The organism is Spirillospora sp. CA-108201 (assembly GCF_050936235.1).
Taxonomy (GTDB): domain Bacteria; phylum Actinomycetota; class Actinomycetes; order Streptosporangiales; family Streptosporangiaceae; genus Spirillospora.
In genome coordinates this window covers 6,013,920-6,034,105 of the sequence record NZ_JBNJNE010000001.1, presented here as the reverse complement: position 1 = coordinate 6,034,105, position 20,186 = coordinate 6,013,920, and the positions used below count along the sequence as shown (strand labels likewise).

General features: G+C 71.8%; 20 protein-coding genes. 9 read left to right on the top strand and 11 right to left on the bottom strand.

The window, feature by feature from the left end; genetic code table 11:
* Window positions 1-106: 106 nt before the first annotated feature.
* Window positions 107-1,498, bottom strand: coding sequence for an iron-containing redox enzyme family protein (locus ACQEU6_RS29035; RefSeq protein ID WP_499336227.1), 1,392 nt, complete (start codon window positions 1,496-1,498; stop codon window positions 107-109).
* A 576-nt stretch (window positions 1,499-2,074) separates the two neighbouring features.
* On the opposite strand from ACQEU6_RS29035, the gene ACQEU6_RS29030 reads away from it, so the two are divergent.
* Complete coding sequence (locus tag ACQEU6_RS29030; protein ID WP_499336226.1) at window positions 2,075-2,341, top strand: hypothetical protein; 267 nt, start codon at window positions 2,075-2,077, stop codon at window positions 2,339-2,341.
* 24 nt (window positions 2,342-2,365) lie between these two features.
* Here ACQEU6_RS29030 and ACQEU6_RS29025 read toward each other — a convergent pair whose 3' ends face one another.
* Complete coding sequence (locus tag ACQEU6_RS29025) at window positions 2,366-3,346, bottom strand: helix-turn-helix domain-containing protein (protein WP_499336225.1); 981 nt, start codon at window positions 3,344-3,346, stop codon at window positions 2,366-2,368.
* A 109-nt stretch (window positions 3,347-3,455) separates the two neighbouring features.
* On the opposite strand from ACQEU6_RS29025, the gene ACQEU6_RS29020 reads away from it, so the two are divergent.
* Complete coding sequence (locus tag ACQEU6_RS29020) at window positions 3,456-3,971, top strand: rhodanese-like domain-containing protein (RefSeq protein WP_499336224.1); 516 nt, start codon at window positions 3,456-3,458, stop codon at window positions 3,969-3,971.
* 168 nt (window positions 3,972-4,139) lie between these two features.
* Window positions 4,140-5,633, top strand: a complete 1,494-nt coding sequence (locus ACQEU6_RS29015) for a DEAD/DEAH box helicase (protein ID WP_499336223.1) — start codon at window positions 4,140-4,142, stop codon at window positions 5,631-5,633.
* Between the two features lie 76 nt (window positions 5,634-5,709).
* On the opposite strand, the gene ACQEU6_RS29010 is transcribed toward ACQEU6_RS29015, so the two are convergent.
* Together ACQEU6_RS29010 and ACQEU6_RS29005 are read right to left on the bottom strand one after the other, a co-directional pair.
* Window positions 5,710-6,573 carry an acyltransferase gene (locus tag ACQEU6_RS29010; protein ID WP_499336222.1) on the bottom strand — a complete coding sequence of 288 codons (864 nt, stop codon included), beginning with the start codon at window positions 6,571-6,573 and terminating at the stop codon, window positions 5,710-5,712.
* Window positions 6,574-6,682: 109 nt separating this feature from the next.
* Window positions 6,683-7,159: a hypothetical protein gene (locus ACQEU6_RS29005; RefSeq protein ID WP_499336221.1), complete on the bottom strand. Its 477-nt coding sequence runs from the start codon at window positions 7,157-7,159 to the stop codon at window positions 6,683-6,685.
* Between the two features lie 171 nt (window positions 7,160-7,330).
* Here ACQEU6_RS29005 and ACQEU6_RS29000 point away from each other — a divergent pair, with 171 nt between their 5' ends.
* Together ACQEU6_RS29000 and ACQEU6_RS28995 are read left to right on the top strand one after the other, a co-directional pair.
* The gene (locus ACQEU6_RS29000) at window positions 7,331-7,855 is read left to right on the top strand and encodes a peptidylprolyl isomerase (RefSeq protein ID WP_499336220.1); all 525 of its coding nucleotides are present in this window, start codon (window positions 7,331-7,333) and stop codon (window positions 7,853-7,855) included.
* Window positions 7,856-7,919: 64 nt separating this feature from the next.
* Window positions 7,920-8,816: a rhomboid family intramembrane serine protease gene (locus ACQEU6_RS28995; RefSeq protein WP_499336219.1), complete on the top strand. Its 897-nt coding sequence runs from the start codon at window positions 7,920-7,922 to the stop codon at window positions 8,814-8,816.
* A 142-nt stretch (window positions 8,817-8,958) separates the two neighbouring features.
* Here the strand turns inward: ACQEU6_RS28995 and ACQEU6_RS28990 are convergent, their stop codons facing one another.
* Window positions 8,959-9,216, bottom strand: coding sequence for a cell division protein CrgA (locus tag ACQEU6_RS28990; RefSeq protein WP_499336218.1), 258 nt, complete (start codon window positions 9,214-9,216; stop codon window positions 8,959-8,961).
* 147 nt (window positions 9,217-9,363) lie between these two features.
* On the opposite strand from ACQEU6_RS28990, the gene ACQEU6_RS28985 reads away from it, so the two are divergent.
* The 4 genes from ACQEU6_RS28985 to ACQEU6_RS28970 are packed head-to-tail and all read left to right on the top strand — an operon-like array spanning window position 9,364 to window position 11,525.
* Window positions 9,364-10,053 (top strand): DUF881 domain-containing protein, encoded by a 690-nt coding sequence (locus ACQEU6_RS28985; protein ID WP_499336217.1) that lies wholly within the window; start codon window positions 9,364-9,366, stop codon window positions 10,051-10,053.
* A 24-nt stretch (window positions 10,054-10,077) separates the two neighbouring features.
* Entirely contained in the window at window positions 10,078-10,719 is a 642-nt protein-coding gene (locus tag ACQEU6_RS28980; RefSeq protein ID WP_499336216.1) for a class E sortase, read from the top strand.
* 8 nt (window positions 10,720-10,727) lie between these two features.
* On the top strand, window positions 10,728-10,916 hold the full coding sequence (locus ACQEU6_RS28975) for a hypothetical protein (protein ID WP_089310865.1): 189 nt from the start codon (window positions 10,728-10,730) through the stop codon (window positions 10,914-10,916).
* A 3-nt stretch (window positions 10,917-10,919) separates the two neighbouring features.
* Entirely contained in the window at window positions 10,920-11,525 is a 606-nt protein-coding gene (locus ACQEU6_RS28970) for an anthranilate synthase component II (protein ID WP_499336215.1), read from the top strand.
* A gap of 214 nt (window positions 11,526-11,739) precedes the next feature.
* On the opposite strand, the gene pknB is transcribed toward ACQEU6_RS28970, so the two are convergent.
* From pknB to ACQEU6_RS28940, 6 genes are read right to left on the bottom strand one after another with little or no spacing between them, the layout of a single operon-like run.
* The gene (pknB, locus tag ACQEU6_RS28965; RefSeq protein ID WP_499336214.1) at window positions 11,740-13,551 is read right to left on the bottom strand and encodes a Stk1 family PASTA domain-containing Ser/Thr kinase; all 1,812 of its coding nucleotides are present in this window, start codon (window positions 13,549-13,551) and stop codon (window positions 11,740-11,742) included.
* Window positions 13,552-13,573: 22 nt separating this feature from the next.
* Complete coding sequence (locus ACQEU6_RS28960; RefSeq protein ID WP_499336213.1) at window positions 13,574-15,019, bottom strand: serine/threonine-protein kinase; 1,446 nt, start codon at window positions 15,017-15,019, stop codon at window positions 13,574-13,576.
* Window positions 15,016-16,491, bottom strand: coding sequence for a peptidoglycan D,D-transpeptidase FtsI family protein (locus ACQEU6_RS28955; protein ID WP_499336212.1), 1,476 nt, complete (start codon window positions 16,489-16,491; stop codon window positions 15,016-15,018). Before ACQEU6_RS28955 ends, ACQEU6_RS28960 begins: the two co-directional genes overlap by 4 nt.
* 16 nt (window positions 16,492-16,507) lie before the next feature.
* Window positions 16,508-18,094, bottom strand: a complete 1,587-nt coding sequence (locus tag ACQEU6_RS28950) for an FtsW/RodA/SpoVE family cell cycle protein (RefSeq protein WP_499336211.1) — start codon at window positions 18,092-18,094, stop codon at window positions 16,508-16,510.
* Window positions 18,095-19,681, bottom strand: a complete 1,587-nt coding sequence (locus ACQEU6_RS28945; protein ID WP_499336210.1) for a Stp1/IreP family PP2C-type Ser/Thr phosphatase — start codon at window positions 19,679-19,681, stop codon at window positions 18,095-18,097.
* A complete protein-coding gene (locus ACQEU6_RS28940; protein ID WP_396078012.1) occupies window positions 19,678-20,175 on the bottom strand; it encodes an FHA domain-containing protein FhaB/FipA in 498 nt (165 codons plus the stop codon). The genes ACQEU6_RS28945 and ACQEU6_RS28940 overlap by 4 nt, the downstream gene beginning before the upstream one ends.
* Window positions 20,176-20,186: the final 11 nt, after the last annotated feature.

Genomic DNA, 20,186 nt, shown 5'->3' with positions numbered 1-20,186 from the left:
CTTTCGGGCGCGGCCGGTGACGGGCGGGGGCGGCACAAGGCATGGCGCGGTCAGGCGGGGCGGGAGAGACGGGAGTCTCGGCGGGAGCGTCGGGGAGCGGGGAGTCTCAGGCGGGAGTCACTGCGTGGAGCAGGCAGGCGGTCTCCGGCGTGGCCGGCCGGATCCCGTAGAGGCGCCCGCCGGGGATGAGCACGGCCTCGCCGCGCGCCAGCCGCTCGGGCGGTCCGGTAGGGGTCGTGACGAGGTCGGCCTCGCCGCGCTCCACCTCCAGGACGACGTCGCCGTCATGGCTGCGCGTCCCGAACGGGCTCCCGGCGGTCAGCGCGACCCGCAGCGGCGGCTCGGACCCGGTCCGCGCCGAACCGGCGAGTTCCCGGTGCCGGGGGAGGTCGTCCGACCAGCGGATCTGCGCCGCGGTGTCGTCCTCGAACCAGCCGCCGACCAGGCGCGCCTCCGCGATGCCGCGCAGCAGCTCGGGGACGACCCGCGGGCCGTGCCGCCCGGCCAGGGCCAGCAGCACCTGGTCGCGCGTGATGCGCCCGTGGTGCTCGTCGATGTGCGCGTGCTCGTCGCAGTAATGCAGATCGACGGATTCGCCGAATATGTCGCGGAAGACTTTGATCATTTCTACGAAGGCGGGTGCGAAAACAGCTTCCGCATAGGTGACCGCGCCCGCGTAGCGGAAGAATTTCGCATGGTCGCGGGACAGGTAGTAATAGTAGTTGTTCGTCGCCAGCGGCCCGGCCAGGTAGAAGTTCCAGTACGCGTGCACGTGGGTCGCCATCGCGCGGCTGCGCAGCATTTTGGCGAAGATCGTGGTGTGCTTGGCGTCGTAGACCCCGTAGCCGAATTCGTCGATGAAAATCTTGAACAGGGCGGACTGCTCGGGGCCGTAGGCGCCGGCGAGGTTGCGCGACATGGCGGAGGCCTCGGTGAGCCCGTCCAGCGCGAGCTGCACCAGGTACAGGTCGGCGGCGCTCTTGCGGTCGCGGGCGTTCGCGATGGCGGTCAGCGCGGGCGACGGCCCGGCGGCGGCCTCCTCCACGACGTGCTGGAAGTAGGCCTCCAGCACGTCGGGCGTCGCGGAGCCGCTGACGTCCACGGCCTCGTCCAGGCAGCCGAACGCGAAACGTTCCAGTTCCGAGACCGAGCTCTCGCGGAGTTCCTTGAGGTCACGGCCGTAGAAGAGGTCGAAATCCTCGTACAGGCCGTCGAGCCCCTGCTCGGGGAGCAGTACGGTCTCGGCCTCGTAGAAGGTGCCGAGCAGCCGGTGCGCCGCGAGGGAGCGATGGGCCGCCCAGTCGCCGGGGCCCGGCGGACGGTCGAAGTCGGACTCGGCCAGCGAGCCGGGCACGAGCATGCGGCGGTAGGGGTTGCGGCCGTGGACGACCTGGGCGTCGCCGCGGAACAGCGGGTGCCCGGCGAACGCCAGGATCCGCTTTCCGAGGGGGCCGCCGGAGTGTGTGGCGGCAGGAGCCGCCTGCGGTTGGACTGTCATTAACTTGTACCGTTCACCTGACTACTCAAGGGTCGGGTGTAGCTGAAGGCGTGCGCGGCCGATTGTGTCGGCCATGGTCACTGAGAACGGCTTCCATTTGTTGGTGGGATGAACAAATGTCGCGGAGTGGATGTGATCTATCACCGGCAGTAAGAGACCGCTTCCCCTCGGCTGCCGGGCAGATTAACAAAGGCCTAACGCGGTGATCAACGATTGAGCTGGAACTTTGTGCCGGCGACCGTCTTTCGCCGCCCGGCGCCGCATGTTTCGGTCCCGTCTGAAGTGATCTCGCGGCCGTCCGGGCTGATCGGCGCCCGCGCCCGGCCTGCGGCTCCTGACAACCGCGCTGACCTCGTCACCCCTCGCGGTCACGGCGGACGCCCGCCGTCTGCCGCGCAAGCGCAACCCGTCCCTGACATCGGTGACTTCTGCTGGTCAGGAAATTCCGGAGATACCCTCCGCTTGTGTCCGTAACCGGACGCCCGACCCCGCTCGCCGCCCGCGCACGGAGGTGTCCCCCACCGGCCTCCCGCTCTTCCGCGCCCCTCCGCGGGGGGACGCCTCTAGACTCCGGGCATGGAACTGAAGGACGCGGCGCGCATGATCCTCTCCGAGTCGGCGGGGCACCCGGAGCTGCTCCGGACGACCCGGCAGGTGCACGACGAACTGGCCCGCGGCCGCCGGGTGCCGCACACGGACCTGAGCTGGATGCTCAGGGAGGCCGCCCGCAAGGACGTCTACCCCGCGCTCCACGCGCGTTACGGGTCCGGTCCGTTCGAGGAGATGGTGGTGGTCCTCGGCCGCGAGATCGACCGCCAGGCGCCGATTCCCCAGCGCGCCTGAGGCGCCCCCGCCACGCGCGGGGAGTCAGGTTCCGTCGGTGCGGAAGGTGCGGCGGTAGGCGGACGGAGAGGTCCGCATCGTCCGGGCGAAGTGGTGGCGGAACGTCGCCGGGCTCTCGAAGCCGACCGCCGCGCCGACCTCCTCGACCGGCGCGCCGCCCTCCTCCAGGAGCGGCAGCGCGGCCAGGACCCGCTGGCCGACCACCCAGCGCAGGGGGCTCGTCCCGGTCCGCCGCTGGAAGCGCCGCAGGAACGTGCGGGGGGCGAGGCGCGCCTCCCGCGACATCCGGGCCACCGTGATCGGCTCGGCGAGGTGGTCGAGCGCCCACGCCATGGCCCGCGCGACCGGGTCGTCCTCGTCCGGCGGGACCACCGCCGCCTCCACGAACTGCGCCTGCCCGCCGTCCCGGTGCGGCGGGACGACCAGCCGCCGCGCCACGGCGTTGGCCACCCGGGCGCCGTGGTCCTTGCGGACGAGGTGCAGGCACATGTCGAGCCCCGCGGCGCTGCCCGCCCCGGTGAGGACGTCGTCGCCGTCCACGTAGAGGACGTCGGGCGTCACGTGGACGTCCGGGTGGCGGCGGCGCAGGAGGTCGGCGTACCGCCAGTGCGTGGTGGCGGCCCGTCCGTCCAGGAGCCCGGCGGCGGCCAGGGCGAACGCGCCCGAGCAGATGGACGCCACGCGGGCGCCGCGCGCGTGCGCCTCCCGGAGTGCCGCGACGACCTCGGGCGGCGGGTCCCGGCGGACGTCGGGGACGGCGACGACCAGCACGGTGTCCGCCGACGCGAACGCGTCCAGCCCGTGCTCGGCCGTCATCGTGAAACCGCCCACCGCCCGCATCGGTCCGCGCTCCGGTGAGCAGACCCGCAGGTCGTACCAGGGGACGTTCAGTTCGGGCCGGGGCAGCCCGAACACCTCGACGACCGTGCCGAGCTCGAAGGGCGCCATGCCGTCGAACACCAGCACCGAGACCGTGTGCCGGCGGGACGGCGGAGCGACGCGCATGGCGGGATCTTAGCGATATGCGGCATTCACGCCACTTCCGCGCGTCCTGCCGGCGGTCGAGGATCGAGGTGGTCACGAGACGGCCGCCGCCATCCGAAGGAGCCCGCTGATGAACCCCGCCCCCGCGATGCCCGCCGTCCCCCCGATGCCCGCCGTCCCCCCGATGCCCGCCGTCCCCCCGATGCCCGCCACCACCGCCGACGAGGCGCTCCGGCACTTCGCCGCCCGGCTGGCCTTCGAGACGGACGCGTCCGACGTCGCCGCCCGGCTCGCCGAGGGGACGCCCGGCATCGTGGTCGTCGACACCCGGAGCGCCGAGAGTTGGGCGCGGGGCCACGTCCAGGGCGCCCTCCACCTGCCCACCGCCGAGATCGCCGAGCGCGCCGCCGCGCTCGTCCCCGAGGACGCGGCCGTGGTCGTCTACTGCTGGGGGCCGGGCTGCAACGGCGCCCAGAAGGCGGCGCTGGAGTTCGCGAAGCTCGGCCGCGCCGTGAAGGAGATGCTCGGCGGGTTCGAGTACTGGGCGCGGGAGGGCCACCCGGTGGAGACCGGTGCCGGCGCCGTCACGCGGCGTTCACCGGACCCGCTCACGGCCCCCGTCCAGGGTGTTTCCTGTGCTTGCTGAGCGCGATGTGGCGCATGTTCCTTCGGGTACGGGGCATAAGGTCGTCCCCCGACGACGTTAGACTCTAGGAATCACTCTTCGGCGCCGACGACGGCGCCAGGCTCGTCCTTGCAGGCCACACCCACCGAGGTGCCTCCCGAGACGTGCCCCCCTCTCGGAAGGTAATGCGTGACCACAGCTGCCGCTGCACAGAACCCGACCACGCCCGCCGTCGCGGACGAGGAGAAGGTTCCCTCCTTCGCCGAGCTCGGCCTCCCGCCGGTCCTGGTGAGCGCCCTGGCCCGCCAGGGCATCGAGGCCCCGTTCCCGATCCAGGCCGCCGCGATCCCCGACGTCATGGCGGGGCGCGACGTCCTCGGGCGCGGCAAGACCGGCTCCGGCAAGACCCTGGCGTTCGGGCTGCCGCTCCTGGCCCGCCTCTCCGGCCGCAAGGCCGCCCCCAAGCGCCCCCTGGCGCTGATCCTCGTCCCGACCCGCGAGCTCGCCCAGCAGGTCCAGAACAACCTGGAGCCGCTCGGCCGCGGGCTCGGCCTGCGCTTCAAGACCGTCATCGGCCAGACCTCGATGTTCAAGCAGATCGACGCGCTGCGCCGCGGCGTCGAGGTGCTCGTGGCCACCCCGGGCCGCCTCAAGGACCTGATGCGCCAGGGCGCCTGCGACCTGTCCGACATCGAGATCGCCGTGCTCGACGAGGCCGACCACATGGCCGACATGGGCTTCCTGCCCGACGTCACCGACATCCTGGACGCCGCCAAGCCCGGCGGGCAGCGGCTGCTGTTCTCCGCCACCCTCGACAAGGACGTCGACGTCCTGGTCCGGCGGTACCTGGACGAGCCGGTCACGCACGCGATCGGTCCGGTGGACGAGCCCGTCGCCACCATGGACCACCACCTGCTGCTCGTGGCGCCCAAGGAGAAGAGCGCCATCACCGCCGAGATCGCCAACCGCGAGGGCCGGACGATCCTGTTCGCCCGCACCAAGCACGGCGTCGACCGGCTCGCCAAGCAGCTCACCCAGGCCGGGGTCCGCGCCGCGGGTCTGCACGGCGGCAAGAGCCAGGGCCTGCGCACCCGCACCCTCGCCGAGTTCCGCGAGGGCTCCATCAGCGTGCTGGTCGCCACGGACGTCGCCGCCCGCGGCATCCACGTCGACGACGTCTCCCTGGTGATGCACGTCGACCCGCCGGCCGACCACAAGGACTACATGCACCGCGCCGGGCGCACCGCCCGCGCCGGCGAGCGCGGCACCGTCGTCACGCTCGTCCTGCCGCACCAGGTGCGCTCGACGTCCGCGATGACGCGCCGCGCCGGCATCAACGCGCCCCGGACCCGGGTGTCCACCGGCGACTCTGAGTTGGTCAAGCTGACCGGCGCCCGGCAGCCGTCCGGCATCCCGATCGAGGAGCCGATCATCCCCGAGCGGCCGGCGCGCCGCGAGGGCGGCCGGGGCCGTCAGGGCGGCCGCGGTCGTGGCCGCGGCCCCCGCACCTTCGACCGCGAGGGCGGCAACCGCCGCCGCGACGGCGAGGGCGGGCGCGGCGAGCACCGGTCCTACTCGTCCGGCGAGCGCCGCGGCGGCCCCCGGACCGGCGGCGGCTCCCACGGCAACCGCCGGGGCGCCTCCCCCTACGGGGGCGACCGCCGGACCGCCCGCACCAGCTGACCGACGACAGAAGAGCCCCGCCGGCGACGGCGGGGCTCTTCGCGTTCCGGGCCCGGCGGACGACGGAGGGCGGTGGTCAGCCCGCCTCCTCGCTGAGGACGTCTCCGTCGTGGGAGGGGGCCTCGTCGCGGGAGGCGGACTCGTCACGGGAGGCCGGCTCGCCGCGGGCCCCGGACTCGGCGCGCAGCCTGTCCTGGAGGATCTGCAGGCCCTCCAGGCCGTCCACCGAGAGGGCCGCGAGCTCGTCCAGGGACATGAGGGGGTCGGTGCGCAGGGGCGGCTGCCAGCCGTTCTCCTTGTCGTGGCTGCGCAGGACCTTGGCCGGGACGCCGCCGATGACCGAGTGGTCGGGGAACTCGCCGCGGACGACGGCGCCCCCCGCCACCGCGACGTTGCGGCCGAGACGGGTGCCGGGCAGGATGATCGCCCCGGTGCCGATCCAGCAGCCGTCCCCGATCACGACCGGGTTGTTCTCGGGCCACTGCCGCCCGATCGGGGTGTGCAGGTCGCCGTAGGTGTGGTTCTGGTCGGTGATGTAGACGTTCGGGCCGGTGAAGACGTCGTCACCGATGTCGATCGACTGGTGGCCGACGATGTGGGTGCCGCGGCCGAGCGAGCAGCTCCCGCCGATCCGGACGACGACGTCCGGCCCGAGGTCGAGGCCGGGCACGAACCCGGCGGAGATGGTGACGTGCGTGCCGACCAGCGTGTGGTCGCCGATCGAGATCCACGGCTCGCCGTAGATCGCGCCGGTCGGGAAGCCGATGCACGCGCCCTGGCCCAGGTAGGCGAACCTGCGGCGGCCCGGCGTGTGCGGGGTGATCTCCCCGTGCCGCTGGATCCATTCCCAGGCGCGGTGCACGGCCGCGTGCACGCCCTGGCGCGCCCGCTGCCCAGCGCGGGCCGCCAGCACCTGCCGCAGGGGGCGTTTCGGCGACATGGCGTTCACCGTACCGGGTGGTAGTAACCCGGGGCCGCACGGGGACGGCGAAGGGCCCGGCCACAGGCGGCCGGGCCCTTCACCTGTGCGCTCAGCGCGATCGCGGGGCTCAGTGCCGTGAACGCACCTGACCGTCCGCGTCGGCGCCGCTGACCGTCATGGAGTCGGCCGAGGTCGCGCTGCCGCCGTGCTCGCTCGACCCGGCGGCCATGTCACGGACGGCGCCGCGCCGTGTCGCCACGGCGCCGGCGACCCCGACGGCGGCGACCACCCCCATCATCGCCATGAGGGCGCCGCGCCCGGACTTCGCCGCCGACTTCGGCGGTTCCACCCGTCCGGCGACATCGCTCAGAAACGTGCTCACCCGCGGGGCGAGCCCGGTCTCCACGTACCGGGCCGCCCGCCGCAGCCTCGGTGCGCTCCAGCCACGGGCGACCATCACGCGTTCGTTCGCGATGGGCCCGATCCGCTCGGCCGCGTCGGCGGCGCTCTGCCGGCACACGTCGGCGCCCTGGCGGGCCGCCTGCTGGACGCGGCCGAGCCGATTGACGACCTCGTCCTGCGGCTTCCGGCGGATACTGATCATTAGGGACACGCTAACCTCCCTGTTTGCGAGGTCCTGTCAGGCAGCCTTCCCAGCGAACGGAAGGTAAACACCACGGAAGTGACGAACCTTTCACCCAGGGTGACGGATTCGGGCCCGACCGGGACATCGCACCGGACGTCACAGAACCCATCGCACGAGGAGGCGGCCAGCGTGGCCAACGAGATCTTCGCGACGCTCAACACGTCGCTCGGCAAGATCGTGATCCAGCTGTACCCGGAGCACGCGCCCGAGACGGTGGCGAACTTCGTCGAGCTGGCGGAGGGCACCCGCACCTGGACCGACCCGAACACCGGCCAGCAGTCGGACGCGCCGCTCTACAACGGGACGATCTTCCACCGGGTCATCGACCAGTTCATGCTCCAGGGCGGCGACCCGCTCGGCACCGGCACCGGCGGTCCCGGCTACCAGTTCAAGGACGAGTTCCACCCGGACCTGAAGTTCAACCGCCCGTACCTGCTGGCGATGGCGAACGCCGGGCCCGGCACCAACGGCTCCCAGTTCTTCATCACGCTGAGCGTCGCGCACACCCAGCACCTGACCGGCCGGCACACCATCTTCGGCAAGGTCATCGAGGGCACCGACGTCGTCGACCGCATCGGCAAGGTCGAGACTGGCCGGATGGACCGCCCGAAGCAGGACGTCGTCATCGTGTCGGTGACGATCGAACGCCGTTAGACGTTGTCACGGTGAGACCCCGCCACGGGTGCGCCCACCGTACGCACGGCCCACGGAGCCACTGATGAGCACAGACCAGAGTCCCGCCCCCGAGACCTCGGTGCCGACCTGTTACCGGCATCCGGGCCGCGAGACGTATGTGCGCTGCACCCGCTGCGACCGCTTCATCTGTCCCGAGTGCATGCGCGACGCGGCGGTGGGGCACCAGTGCGTGGAGTGCGTCGCCGAGGGCAACCGGGGGGCCCGCAGGGCGGTTCCCCGGACGGTCTTCGGGGCGCGGGGGTCGGCGACCGCGGTTCCGGTCGTCACCTACACGCTCATCGGCTTGTGCGTGGCGGCCTACCTCGCCGAACTGGCGTCCTGGCGCGTGGTCTGGGACTTCATGATGCTCGGCCGGGGCGTGCTGCCCGGCGGCGAGGTCGGCGGGGTCGCCGAGGGCGAGTGGTACCGGCTGTTCACCACGATGTTCCTGCACCAGCGCGGCGGATCGTTCGGCATCACCCACATCCTGTTCAACATGTGGGCGCTGTGGGCCGTCGGCCCCGCGCTGGAGCAGGTGCTCGGACGCTGGCGCTACCTGGCCCTCTACGTGCTGTCGGGGCTCGGCGGCTCGGTGCTGCTGTACCTGGTCGGCTCCCCGCAGGACTCGGCGGTCGGCGCGTCCGGGGCCATCTTCGGGCTGTTCGGGGCGTACTTCGTGATCGGCCGCAGGCTCGGCGGGCCGGTCGGCCCCATCGTGGTGCTGCTGGTGATCAACCTGGTGATCACGTTCTCGGTGCCGGGGATCTCCTGGCAGGGCCACGTCGGCGGGCTGGCGGTGGGCGCGGCGCTGGCCGCGGCCTACGCCTACGCGCCGGACGCGCGGCGCCGGTTGTTCCACCTCGGCGCGCCGCTGGCCGTGCTGGCGCTGCTCGCGGTGCTCGTGGTGCTCAGGACCGCCGAGCTGAGCCCGGCGGGGTAGCCGTGCGCGCGGACGCCGCGCACGCGCAGGGCCGCGCGGCCCGCGCGCGGCGGCGTCCGCGCTCCGGCGCCTGTGGACACCCGCTGTGGAAAACCTGGGGAAAGGCGCGGTGAGAGGACCTCAACCTGTGGATAACTCGCGATCAGCGCCAGCGGGTGGACAGGATCACGCCCAGGATGATCGCGGTGAAGCCGATTCCCAGGTTCCAGTTGTGCAGGTCGGTCATGTACGGCACATCCGTACCGGTGCTGGCCGTCACGTAGAAGACGGCGATCCAGATCAGGCCGACGAGCCACAGACCGACCATCGTCGGCACGAGCCAGCGCGGGCTGACCTCGGGCCCCTTGGACTTCTGCGGGGGCGTGTAAACGGCCTTCTTACGCACTTTGGACTTGGCCACGGTGGGATCGATCTCCTCGGGCGTCCGGCGGCCGGAGCGCCGGACCGCGCATGGGTGTTTTGTCGGTTAGCGTAGTCGCTGGTGAGCAGCGTACGGCGTCCAGCGTGGGGAACCATCATCCCAGTTCTCACGCTCCTTGCGGGAACCTTGTTCGCGGCGAGCGCGAGCACGGCCCGCGGCACGAGCCTGCGCGAGCAGGGCCGGACCAGGATCACCGAGCTCATCACCGCGGAGCAGCGCCGGGGCCGGCAGGACCGCGCCGAGTACCGGCGGCTGCGCCGCCAGGTCGACGGTATCTCCCGGGAGGCCGGACGTCACGACGCCCGGGTGAAAAACGCTCAGGCGGAGGCCGACCGGCTGGCCGCCGAGGCCGGATTCACCCCCGTCGCCGGCCGCGCCGTCCGGGTCGCGCTGGACGACGCGCCGTTGCCCGAGTCGGGCGAGCTGCCCCACGGCGTCCGCCCGGACGACCTGGTGGTGCACCAGAGCGACGTCCAGTCCGTCGTCAACGCGCTCTGGGCGGGCGGCGCCCGCGCCATGCAGATCATGGACCAGCGGGTGATCTCGACCAGCGCGGTGCGGTGCGTGGGCAATACCCTGATCCTCCAGGGCGTCGTGTACTCCCCGCCGTTCCGGATCACCGCCGTCGGCGACCCGGTCCGGCTGCGGGCGGCGCTCGGCGCGTCCCGCGAGATCGCGATCTACCGCAAGTACGTCCGCGCCTACGGGCTCGGCTACGCGGTGCGGACGGTGGAACGCGCCACGCTGCCGGCCTACACCGGCAACGTGACCATGAAGCACGCTACGGTGCCGGCTGGACCGCCCAGAGGCGGCTGAACCCCCCCGGTAGAGGAGGACGCGGTGCGGACGGTGATCCGTGGCATGGGCGAGCTGTGCATCACCGCCGGGCTGATCGTCATGCTGTTCGTGACGTACGAGCTGTGGGGCACCGGCCAGTACACCAAGGGCGCCCAGAACCGGCTCGGCGACGAGATGCTGAAGAACTGGCGGGCCACCAAGGTCACCACCGAGAGGGTCAGGCTCGGCAAGGGCCTCGCCGTGATCCGCATCCCGCGGTTCGGCGAGCACTACCGCTTCGTCGTGATCGAGGGCGTCGACCGCGCCGACCTGCGCAAGGGCCCCGGCCACTACCCGGGAAGCGCGCTGCCCGGCCAGGTGGGGAACTTCGTGGTCTCCGGGCACCGGACGACCTACTCCGCGCCGTTCAACCGGCTCGGCGAACTCGACCGCGGCGACAGGATCCTCATCGACACCCGGGACGAGCAGTACGTCTACAAGGTCACCGACCGGCGGATCGTGAAGCCGTCGGCGGTGGAGGTGACCGCGCCCGTCCCGTTCCACCCGAAGCGGCGGCCGACCGAGCGGCTCCTGACGCTCACCACCTGCCACCCGAAGTACTCCGCCGCCCAACGAATGGTCATCTTCGGCGAGCTGGCCGAGGCGGTGCCGCGCGCGGCCTCGGCCCGGGCCGCCGGGACGTAGGAGGCCCCGTGTACGCCTGGATCTGGCGCCGGCTGCCCGGCGCCTGGCAGACCAAGACCGCGACCGCGCTGGGCCTGCTCGTCGCGATCGCCGTCCTGCTCTGGTACGTGGTGTTCCCGTGGGTCGAACCCAAGGTCCAGTTCGACCACGGCGTCGTCCAGGACCCGGCGCCGTCCGGCTCCGCCACCCCGGGCTGACCGATGGCGCGCGTCCTCGTCGTCGACAACCACGACAGCTTCGTCTACAACATCGTCCAGTACCTGCTGGAACTCGGCGCCGAGTGCGTTGTCAGGGACCGGTCGGACGTCGCCGTCCGGGACGCCGCCGGCGTCGACGGCGTCCTGCTCAGCCCCGGGCCGGGCCATCCGGCGGGCGCCGGGGTCTGCCTGGACCTCGTCCGGGACGCCGAGCGCCGCGGCGCCCCGCTGCTCGGCGTCTGCCTCGGCCACCAGGTGATCGCCCACGTGCACGGGGCGACGGTCGCCCGCGCCCCGGAGATCGTCCACGGTTTCACGAGCGAGATCCGCCACGACGGCGCCGGCGTCCTGCGCGGCCTGCCGGACCCGTTCGCCGCGACCCGCTACCACTCGCTGGCCGTCCTGCCCGAGACCGTCCCGGCGGACGTCCTGGAGGTGACCGCCCGCACAGAGGACGGCGTCGTCATGGGCCTGCGCCGCCGCGGCCGGCCCGTCGAGGGGATCCAGTTCCACCCCGAGTCGATCCTCTCCACCTTCGGCCATCGACTGCTTCGGAACTGGCTGGCCACCTGCGATGACCTGCGCCTCCACCGCGCGGACGGAGGCTGACCGCCCCCATCTCACCCCGAGTCCAAAAATTTCGGTTGAAATCCGTAACGTCCGACGACGTCATGACGAAGACCTAGCGAAGGGCTTCCGCCATTGCCCCCGAGTGGCGGAGGCCCTTCTCTCGTGCCCGGGGCCCGTCCGCCCCAGGACACGGCCCGCGCGACGCCGAGGGCCCCGCCTCCAGCCGGAGACGGGGCCCTCGATCGCGATTCGGTCAGCCCTGGCCGTCGCCCGGGGGGAACCCGGGCAGGCCCGGCGTCGGCGAGCCCGTCTGTCCGGGCGGCGGCGTCTGCGGCTGCTCCGCCACGAAGATCGTCACCGTCTCGCCCGGCGCGACGGTCGCGCCCTCACCCGGCTGCTGGTCGTACACGAACCCCGGCGCCACCTGCTTGTCGGGCGGCGGCGCGCCCTTCTGCACGTTGCACTTCAGGCCGAGGCCCTCCAGCTTGCCGCAGGCGGCCCGCTGGCTGTTGTTGAACAGGCTCGGCACCTTCATGCTCGACGGGCCGGTCGACACCGTCACCGTCACGTTCGAGTTCCTGGCCGCCTTCGAGCCGCCCGAGGGGTCGGTCGAGATCACGTTGCCCCGCGGCACGGTGTCGTTGGAGTCGACCCTCTTGTCGACCTCGAACCCGCGCCCCTCCAGCATCTTCTTCGCCGTGGCGTACGGCTTGCCGGTCACGTCCGGGACCTCGATCTCCGTGGGCGGCTTCTTGCCCTTGGAGACCAGCAGCGTCACCGTGGCGCCCTTGGCGGCGTTCGTGCCGGGCTGCGGATCGGAACTGATCACGTAGCCCTTCCGGACGTCGTCGCTGAAGTCGGTCTTCGGCTCGCCGACCTTGAAGCCGAGCTTGGTGAGCTCCGCCGTCGCGTCGTTCTGCGAGACGTTGACGATGCTCTTCGGAACCGCGACCTGGTCGGCGCCGTCGTCGCCGCTGCTCATCAGCAGGCCGATGAGCGCGGCGCCGCCGATGAACAGCACCGCGAGCCCCACCCACAGCGCGGCCTTCTTGCCGGCGCCGCCGCGCCCGCCGTCGTCGTCGTAGTGGGCGGGCGGCAGGCCGTAGCCGTCGTCCTGCGGCCGCACCTGCGTGCGCGCCGGAGCGCCGTAGGCGCCCATGACCTGGGTGCCCTGCGGCTGCTGGTTGCCCATCAGCATCGTGGACGCGGCCGTCGACGACACGGGCTGGCCCTGCAGGACGCGCTGGATCTCCTGCCGGAACTCCGTCGCGTTCTGGTACCGGTGGTCGGCCTCCTTCGCCATCGCCTTCAGCACGATCGCGTCGGCCCACTGCGGGATCTGCGGGTCCACCTGCGACGGCGGCACCGGCTCCTCCCGCACGTGCTGGTAGGCGATCGCGACCGGGGAGTCGCCGGTGAACGGAGGCTTGCCGGTGAGCAGCTCGTACAGCACGCAGCCGGTCGAGTAGATGTCGCTGCGGGCGTCCACCCGCTCGCCGCGCGCCTGCTCGGGCGACAGGTACTGCGCGGTACCGATCACCTGGGCGGTCTGCGTCATCGTGGACGCCGTGTCGGCCATGGCCCGGGCGATGCCGAAGTCCATGACCTTGACCTCGTGCTGCCGGGTGAGCATCACGTTGGCCGGCTTGATGTCGCGGTGCACGATGCCGCCGCGGTGGCTGTAGTCCAGCGCCCGCAGGATCCCGTCGGTGATCTCCAGGGCCTTGTCGGGCAGCAGCGCGCGGTTCTCCCTCAGCAGGTCGCGCAGCGTGCTCCCGTCGACGTGCTCCATGACGATGTACGGGATCGGGGTGTCGCCGATCATGTCCTCGCCGGTGTCGTACACGGCGATGACCGAGGGGTGGTTCAGCGACGCGGCCGACTGGGCCTCGCGCCGGAACCGCGCCTGGAACGTGGGATCACGGGCCAGGTCGGAGCGCAGCGTCTTGACCGCGACGATGCGATCGAGACGGCGGTCCCGGGCACGGTAGACCTCGGCCATGCCGCCGCGCCCGATCACCGTTTCGAGCTCGTAGCGGCCGCCGAGCAGCCGAGGTTGACTCATATGTGCACTTTCCCTCGTACGTCTACACCTTGTCTCCAGAACCTAGCTTCCCCGTCTGGGTCGGCGGGGGATCCGGGCTCGGAGTTGACGGAGTCGTGGTGCTCCCCGTCGGTGCGGGTGTGGGCTCAGGGGCGGTGGGAGTCGCCCGGGGCGGAATCATGGATGACTTGTGCGAGCGGGACGCCTTGGGCGGCACCTGCGTTGACGGACGGATCCTATGCGTCCGGCGCCGCGGCGGAACAGCCGGCCTCGGAGTGCTCCGGGCCGTGTGCCGCGGCGAGGTGCGGGGAGCCGGGGCGGTGGACGCCGGATCGTCGACGCTGCCGTCCCCGACGGGCCGGGTGGCCGGTGCGGCGGGAGGTTCCCGCTCGTCCTCGTCCGGCCCGGCGAAGGCCAGCCCCTTCCACAGGGAGCCGACGACGATCACGCAGACCAGCACGACGGCCGCGACGGACGCGTACGCCAGTGCCGAGCGCCGTTGCCCGGCCACAGGTCCGCTGGAGAGGTTATCCGCCCCCTCCTCAGCGTCAAATCCCGACAAAGTAGACGATCGTACAGGAAGAGGATCGGGGCCGGTCGCGGCGGGCCCGCGCGGGCCCCGCCGGGCGGCGTCCGGCCGGGCCGCCTCGCGGGTCGCGCCCGCCCGGCCCGTGCTGAGCGACGCGCGGATCCCCAGGGCCCGCGCGGCGACCGTGTCCGCGTCCGCGGGACGGTCCCGCGGCTCCTTCGCGAGCATCTCCATGACCAGCTCGCGGGCCGCGTAGGGCACCCGCCCCGGCAGCTCCGCCGGGGCGTCCCGGACGTGCTTGAGCGCCACCTCCACCGGAGTCGGCCCGTCGAAGGGCGGCGCGCCCGTCAGGCACTCGTAGGCCACGGCGCCCAGCGAGTACAGGTCCGCCGCCGGGGACAGCTCCAGGCCCTGCGCCTGCTCCGGCGAGATGTAGTGCGCGGTCCCCATGACCATCCCGGTCTGGGTCTGCGACGCCGCCGCCAGCCGCCGGGCGATCCCGAAGTCGGTGATCTTCAGGGTGCCGTCCGGGGCCACCATGAGGTTCGCCGGCTTGACGTCGCGGTGCACGATGCCGGCCGCGTGCGCGACCACCAGCGCCCGCGCCGCCTGCACGATCAGATCGAGCACCGCCTCCAGCGGCAGCCCGCCGTCGCGCGCCAGGATCTCGTCCAGCGGCTCGCCCGGCACCAGCTCCATCACCAGGAACGTCCGGCCGGCCTGCTCGCCGTAGTCGAACGCCCGCGCGATCCCCGGGTGCCGCAGCTCCGCCGCGAAGCGCGCCTCCGACTCGAACCTGCCGCGGGCCCGCATGTCCGAGCCCAGTTCCAGGCGCAGCAGCTTCACCGCCACCAGCCGCCCCGACAGCGCGTCGGACGCGCGCCAGACCTCGCCCATCCCGCCGATCGCCAGCCGCTCCAGCAGCCGGTACCGGTCGTTCAGGACGAGGCCCGCACTCACTTCTGCAGGACCTTCGCCATGATCGCCCCGGCGATGGGGCCGGCGTTGGCGGCGCCGGAGCCCGGGGCCTCGGTCATCACGGCGAACGCGTAGCGCGGGTTCTGGGGCGGGCCGAACCCGACGAACCAGTTCGCGTTCGGGTTGCCGGGGCCCTGCTCGGCGGTACCGGTCTTGCCGGCGATCCGCATGCCCGCCAGGTTCTTCGCGGTGCCCTCGGAGACCACCGCGCGCATCATGTCCTCCAGCTGGCCGGCCTGGTCGCCGGTCATCGCCTCGCCGAACTCCTTCGGGGAGACGTTGTAGAGCTCGCTCTGGTCCTTCGCGCGGACTTTCTGCACCACGTACGGGTTCATGATCTTGCCGCCGTTGGCGATCGAGCAGGCGACCATCGCCATCTGCAGCGGCGTGGCGCGCACGTTCTCCTGGCCGATACCGGACCGGGCCGTGCCGTCCTTGCCGGTCTCGATGCTCTTGCCCTCGGCGTCCTTGATCGACACCGGGACGTCGCTCTCCGCCGCGTACATGTCCGGCTCCAGCTGGACGTGCTTGCCGAACCCGAACTTCGTGGAGCCGTCGTGCAGCTCCTGGATGCCCATGTCCAGCGCCATCTTCGCGAACGAGGTGTTGCAGGACTCGGCGAACGCGCCGCGCAGCGGGGCCGACCCGGCGCAGCTGCCGCTGTCGTGCGAGTTCGGCAGCGGACGGCCGGACTCCGGCAGGATCAGCTGCCCGGTGTTCACCGTCGAGGAGCTGTTGAGGCCGAGCTTCTGCATCCCGATCGCCGACACCACGGCCTTGAACGACGAACCGGGCGGGAACGTCTGGCTGAGCGCGTTGTCGACCAGCGGCTTGATGACGCCGTCGCCCTTGTCGAGCTCCTCCAGGCGCTTGCCGCCCTTCTCACCGGTCTGCGGCGCGACCTCGTTCGGGTCGAACGAGGGCCACGACGCCGCCACCTTCACCGCGCCCGTCTTCACGTCGATCACCACGGCGCCGCCGCGGCGGCCGGCGGCCGTCCGCGCCTTCAGCGTCTCGTACGCGGTGCGCTGCGCCTGCGGGTCGATCGTCAGCTCGACGTTCGCGCCCTCGGCCTTCTTGCCGATGAACGTGTCGAACCAGCGCTGCTGCGTGATCCGCGTGTCCTTGCCGCCGAGCAGCGAGTTGTAGGCCCGCTCGACCTGGGTGGCGTTGCCGTTGAAGTACCCGGTGATCGGCGCGAAGACCGCCCCGTCCTTGTAGGTCCGGCCGTACTTGGGGTTGTCCTTGCCGGTCTCCTTCGAGGTGACCAGCACCTCGCCGCCCGCCGAGATCTGGCCGCGCGGCGAGTTGAAGACGTCCGCGTACTGGCGGCTGTTGCGCGCGTCGGTGCGCAGATCCTCCGCCTGGCTGCCCTGAACGTAGTTGACCTGCGCCATCAGTCCGAAGAACAGCAGCAACGCGAAGATCGCCACCCGCCGAACCGGCTTGTCCATGTTCATAGGGGGGAAGTCACCTCGTGCTCACGATCTGGGTCATGCCCTCGTCCTGGATCGCCTGCGGTGCCGGCTTGCGCGCGTCGTGGCTCATCCGCACCAGGATCGCGATCAGGATCCAGTTGGCCATCAGCGACGAGCCGCCCTGGGACAGGAAGGGCGTCGTCAGGCCGGTGAGCGGGATGAGCCGCGTGACGCCCCCGACGATCACGAAGACCTGGAGGGCCAGCACGAACGACACACCGCCCGCGAACAGCTTCAGGAACGGGTCCCGCGCCGCCACGGCCGTCTTCATCCCGCGTTGCACGATCAACGCGTATATCAGCAGCAGCACCATCAACCCGGTCAGCCCGAGCTCCTCGCCGAGCGAGTCGAAGATGAAGTCGCTGAAGGACAGCGGCGTCCGCCACGGCTCGCCCTGGCCGAGGCCGGTGCCGAGGACGCCGCCCTGGCCGAGCGCGAACAGGCCCTTCATCAGCTGCGCGCTGTCGGAGTACTCCCCGCCCAGCTCGGCGCAGGCCGAGAAGCCCGGCGAGCCGTCGCCCTGCTCCTTGTACTTCTTGTAGATGGTGGTGTCGGGGTTGACCGGCACGACCTTGCCGCTCTCCAGCAGGCAGCCGCCGTCGAAGTACGGCTTGGGGTTCTGCCAGATGTCGATGCGCTGGTTCACGTGCCCCATGAACGGCAGCAGCGTCGCGATGAAGATGCCGACCGACAGCAGCCCGACACCGATCACCACCCAGGACACCCGCTGCGTCGCGATGTACAGCATCGAGACGAACAGGCCGAAGAACAGCAGCGCGGTGCCGAGGTCCTTCTGCATGAACAGGACGCCGAGGCAGAAGAACCAGATCACCATGATCGGGCCGAGGTCGCGGGCCCGGGGCAGGCTGATCGGGCCGACCTTCTTGCCGATCAGCGACATCGCCTGCCGCTTGTTCACCAGGTACCCGGCGAAGAAGACCACCAGCAGCAGCTTCGCGAACTCGCCCGGCTGCACCGAGAACGGGCCCAGATGGATCCACACCCGGGCGCCGTTGATCTCCGCGCCGATGCCGGGGACGATCGGCAGCAGCAGCAGGACGACCGCGGTGAGCCCGATCAGGTACGTGTAGCGCTGCGCGGTCTTCGGCGTGAACGACACCGGCGCGTCGGGCTTGTCGGTGTCGCGCATGATCATCACGGCGCCGACGAACAGCGCGATGCCGATGAACGTCCACATCAGCTGGCCGGGCGCGTCGGCGGCGTCGGGGAGCAGCTTCTTGCCCGCGGCCGCCGCGACCTTGCGGTCGTGGCTGGTGTCGAGGTCCAGGCGGTAGATCATCGCCAGCCCGATGCCGTTCAGCGCCACGGCGAGCGGCAGCAGCAGCGGGTCGGCGTAGGGGGTGAACTTCGCCTGGATGAGGTAGGCGATGAACGCCAGCACGGCCAGGCCGCCGCCGTACACGAACAGGCCGCCGGGGATGTTCCCGTCACGGGCGAGACCGACCTCCGCGAACGCCGACAGCGTCAGGATCATCGCGAAGGCCAGCAGCGCCAGCGAGGCGGCGTTGCGCCGCTGGTACGGGAGGTGGGCGCGGATCTGCTCCCCGATCGATTGCATCTACGAGCTCCCTCCGCTGGAGGGGCAGTCCTTGATGGACGGGGTGCGCTGCTTGCACTCTTCCCGGTGCGCGCCGAGCTGGTCGAGCTTGGCCTGCGCCGCCTTCTGCCCGATGAACACGAGGCTGCCCTTCTCGACCGCGGTCACGTCCGAGGCGGGCAGCTCGTCGATCCGGATGTCGCTGCTCTTGACGGAGGACTGCCGGCAGTTCTGCTGCTCCCGGCCCTTCACCATGACGACCTTGCCGCCCTCCCCGACGAGCGAGTACTTGCAGACGGCGCTCTCCAGCTGCTTCAGCGCCTTCGGGCCGTCGACGGTGTAGGTGTCCTTGACCTGCTGCTGGAGGTCCTGCGGGAGGTCGGCCACCAGGATCGCCTGCTTCGGCTGCTCCTTCTTGGCGGCCTCGCGGGACAGGCTGAGCCCCGGCACCTTCTGCGTCGTCCCCCGGTAGAGGACGACCTCGCCGGCCTTGTTCGCGCCGATGTAGTAGCCGTTCCGGACGTTCTGCAGCAGCACGAACCCGCCCGCCACGACGCCCACGACGACCACGCCCGCCACGACGACCAGCCACGTCCAGCGCCGCGTTCCGCCCCGCCGCCCCCGCATCTGCCCGGCCTGCGGCATCGCGCCCGGCGCCGGCGGGGGCCCCATCGCGTCGCTCATCGGCATCGGAGCCTGAGGCGGCGGCATCTCGTCCACCGCCACCGGCGGCTGCGGCCTGGTCTCGCGCAGCTGCGCGGCCCGCCCCGCCGGGGTGTCGGCGACGGTCGTGTTCGGTCCGGTCCCCCCGCCCGGCGGCTCCGGCGGCGCCGCGTTGGCCGCCGCGCCCACCGCGTGGCCCGGGCCGCCCGTCGGCGGCTGGCGCTCCAGGTCCACCACGTCGGCGACGACGCAGGTGATGTTGTCGGGGCCGCCGCCCCGGTTCGCCAGGTCGATCAGCTGCCGGACGGCCTGCTCGGGATCGTCGACGTCCGTGAGCACCTGGAAGATCGTCTCCGCCGTGACGACGCCCGACAGCCCGTCGGAGCAGAGCAGGTACCGGTCGCCGGCCTTCGCCTCGCGCAGCGACAGGTCGGGGTCGACCTCGCCGCGTCCGTCCAGCGCCCGCAGCAGCAGCGAGCGCTGCGGGTGCGAGGCCGCCTCGTCCGGGCTGATCCGGCCCTCGTCGACCAGCGACTGCACCAGCGTGTGGTCGTGCGTGATCTGGAAGAGGCTGCCGTCGCGCAGCAGGTAGGCGCGCGAGTCGCCGATGTGCACCAGCGCGACCTGGTTGCCCGCCCACAGCATCGCGGTCAGCGTCGTCCCCATGCCCTGAAGGGCGGGGTCGGACTCCACGATGCGGTGCAGGTTGTCGTTGGCCGTCTTGACCGTGTGCTCCAGCGCGGCCAGCAGCTCGGTCGCGGGAAGGTCCTTGTCGAGCCCACGGAGCGCCTCGATCGCCGCGGCGCTAGCGATCTCGCCGCCGACGTGCCCGCCCATCCCGTCGGCCACCGCGAGCAGGTGCGCGCCCGCGTACGCCGAGTCCTCGTTGCCCTCGCGCAGCATGCCGACGTCGGAGCGCGCGGCGTAGCGGATTCCCAGAGTCATTTGCGCAGCTCGATCACGGTCTTGCCGATACGGACCGGAACGCCGGGGGGAACCGGCATCGGCCGGCTCACCTTCGTGCGTCCGAGATACGTCCCATTGGTCGAGCCGAGATCTTCCACGATCCACTGACCGTCCTGCGCGAAAAGTCGGGCATGCCGGCTCGAAGCGTAGTCGTCGGTCACGACGAGCGTGGCGTCATTGGCCCGGCCGATGGTGATGGGCACCCCCGTGAGGTCGATGACGGTGCCGGCCCGTTCGCCCTGGACGACCACCAGCTTGGTCGGGGCGCCGTTCTGGGCGCTGCGCTGCGGCCGCGGCGGCTTCGGCTGCCTCGCCGCCCGGGGGGGACGGGGTTGGGACGCGCGCGCGGCCGCCTTGGACGCGGCCTTCGAGCCGAACAGGTCGGCCCTGATCACGCCGACGGCCGCGATGACGAACAGCCACAGCACCGCGAGGAACGCCAGCTTGATCAGCGTGAGGGTGAATGGGGACATCGGAGTCGGGG

What these genes read in the sequence shown, in the direction of transcription:
- ACQEU6_RS29035 (WP_499336227.1), bottom strand. Translation starts at nt 1,498, where the DNA reads ATGACAGTCCAACCGCAGGCGGCTCCTGCCGCCACACACTCCGGCGGC.
- pknB (WP_499336214.1), bottom strand. Translation starts at nt 13,551, where the DNA reads ATGAGTCAACCTCGGCTGCTCGGCGGCCGCTACGAGCTCGAAACGGTG.
- ACQEU6_RS28995 (WP_499336219.1), top strand. Translation starts at nt 7,920, where the DNA reads ATGAGCACAGACCAGAGTCCCGCCCCCGAGACCTCGGTGCCGACCTGT.
- ACQEU6_RS28940 (WP_396078012.1), bottom strand. Translation starts at nt 20,175, where the DNA reads ATGTCCCCATTCACCCTCACGCTGATCAAGCTGGCGTTCCTCGCGGTG.
- ACQEU6_RS29010 (WP_499336222.1), bottom strand. Translation starts at nt 6,573, where the DNA reads ATGTCGCCGAAACGCCCCCTGCGGCAGGTGCTGGCGGCCCGCGCTGGG.
- ACQEU6_RS29005 (WP_499336221.1), bottom strand. Translation starts at nt 7,159, where the DNA reads ATGATCAGTATCCGCCGGAAGCCGCAGGACGAGGTCGTCAATCGGCTC.
- ACQEU6_RS28955 (WP_499336212.1), bottom strand. Translation starts at nt 16,491, where the DNA reads ATGGACAAGCCGGTTCGGCGGGTGGCGATCTTCGCGTTGCTGCTGTTC.
- ACQEU6_RS29030 (WP_499336226.1), top strand. Translation starts at nt 2,075, where the DNA reads ATGGAACTGAAGGACGCGGCGCGCATGATCCTCTCCGAGTCGGCGGGG.
- ACQEU6_RS28950 (WP_499336211.1), bottom strand. Translation starts at nt 18,094, where the DNA reads ATGCAATCGATCGGGGAGCAGATCCGCGCCCACCTCCCGTACCAGCGG.
- ACQEU6_RS28970 (WP_499336215.1), top strand. Translation starts at nt 10,920, where the DNA reads ATGGCGCGCGTCCTCGTCGTCGACAACCACGACAGCTTCGTCTACAAC.
- ACQEU6_RS28945 (WP_499336210.1), bottom strand. Translation starts at nt 19,681, where the DNA reads ATGACTCTGGGAATCCGCTACGCCGCGCGCTCCGACGTCGGCATGCTG.
- ACQEU6_RS29020 (WP_499336224.1), top strand. Translation starts at nt 3,456, where the DNA reads ATGAACCCCGCCCCCGCGATGCCCGCCGTCCCCCCGATGCCCGCCGTC.
- ACQEU6_RS29025 (WP_499336225.1), bottom strand. Translation starts at nt 3,346, where the DNA reads ATGCGCGTCGCTCCGCCGTCCCGCCGGCACACGGTCTCGGTGCTGGTG.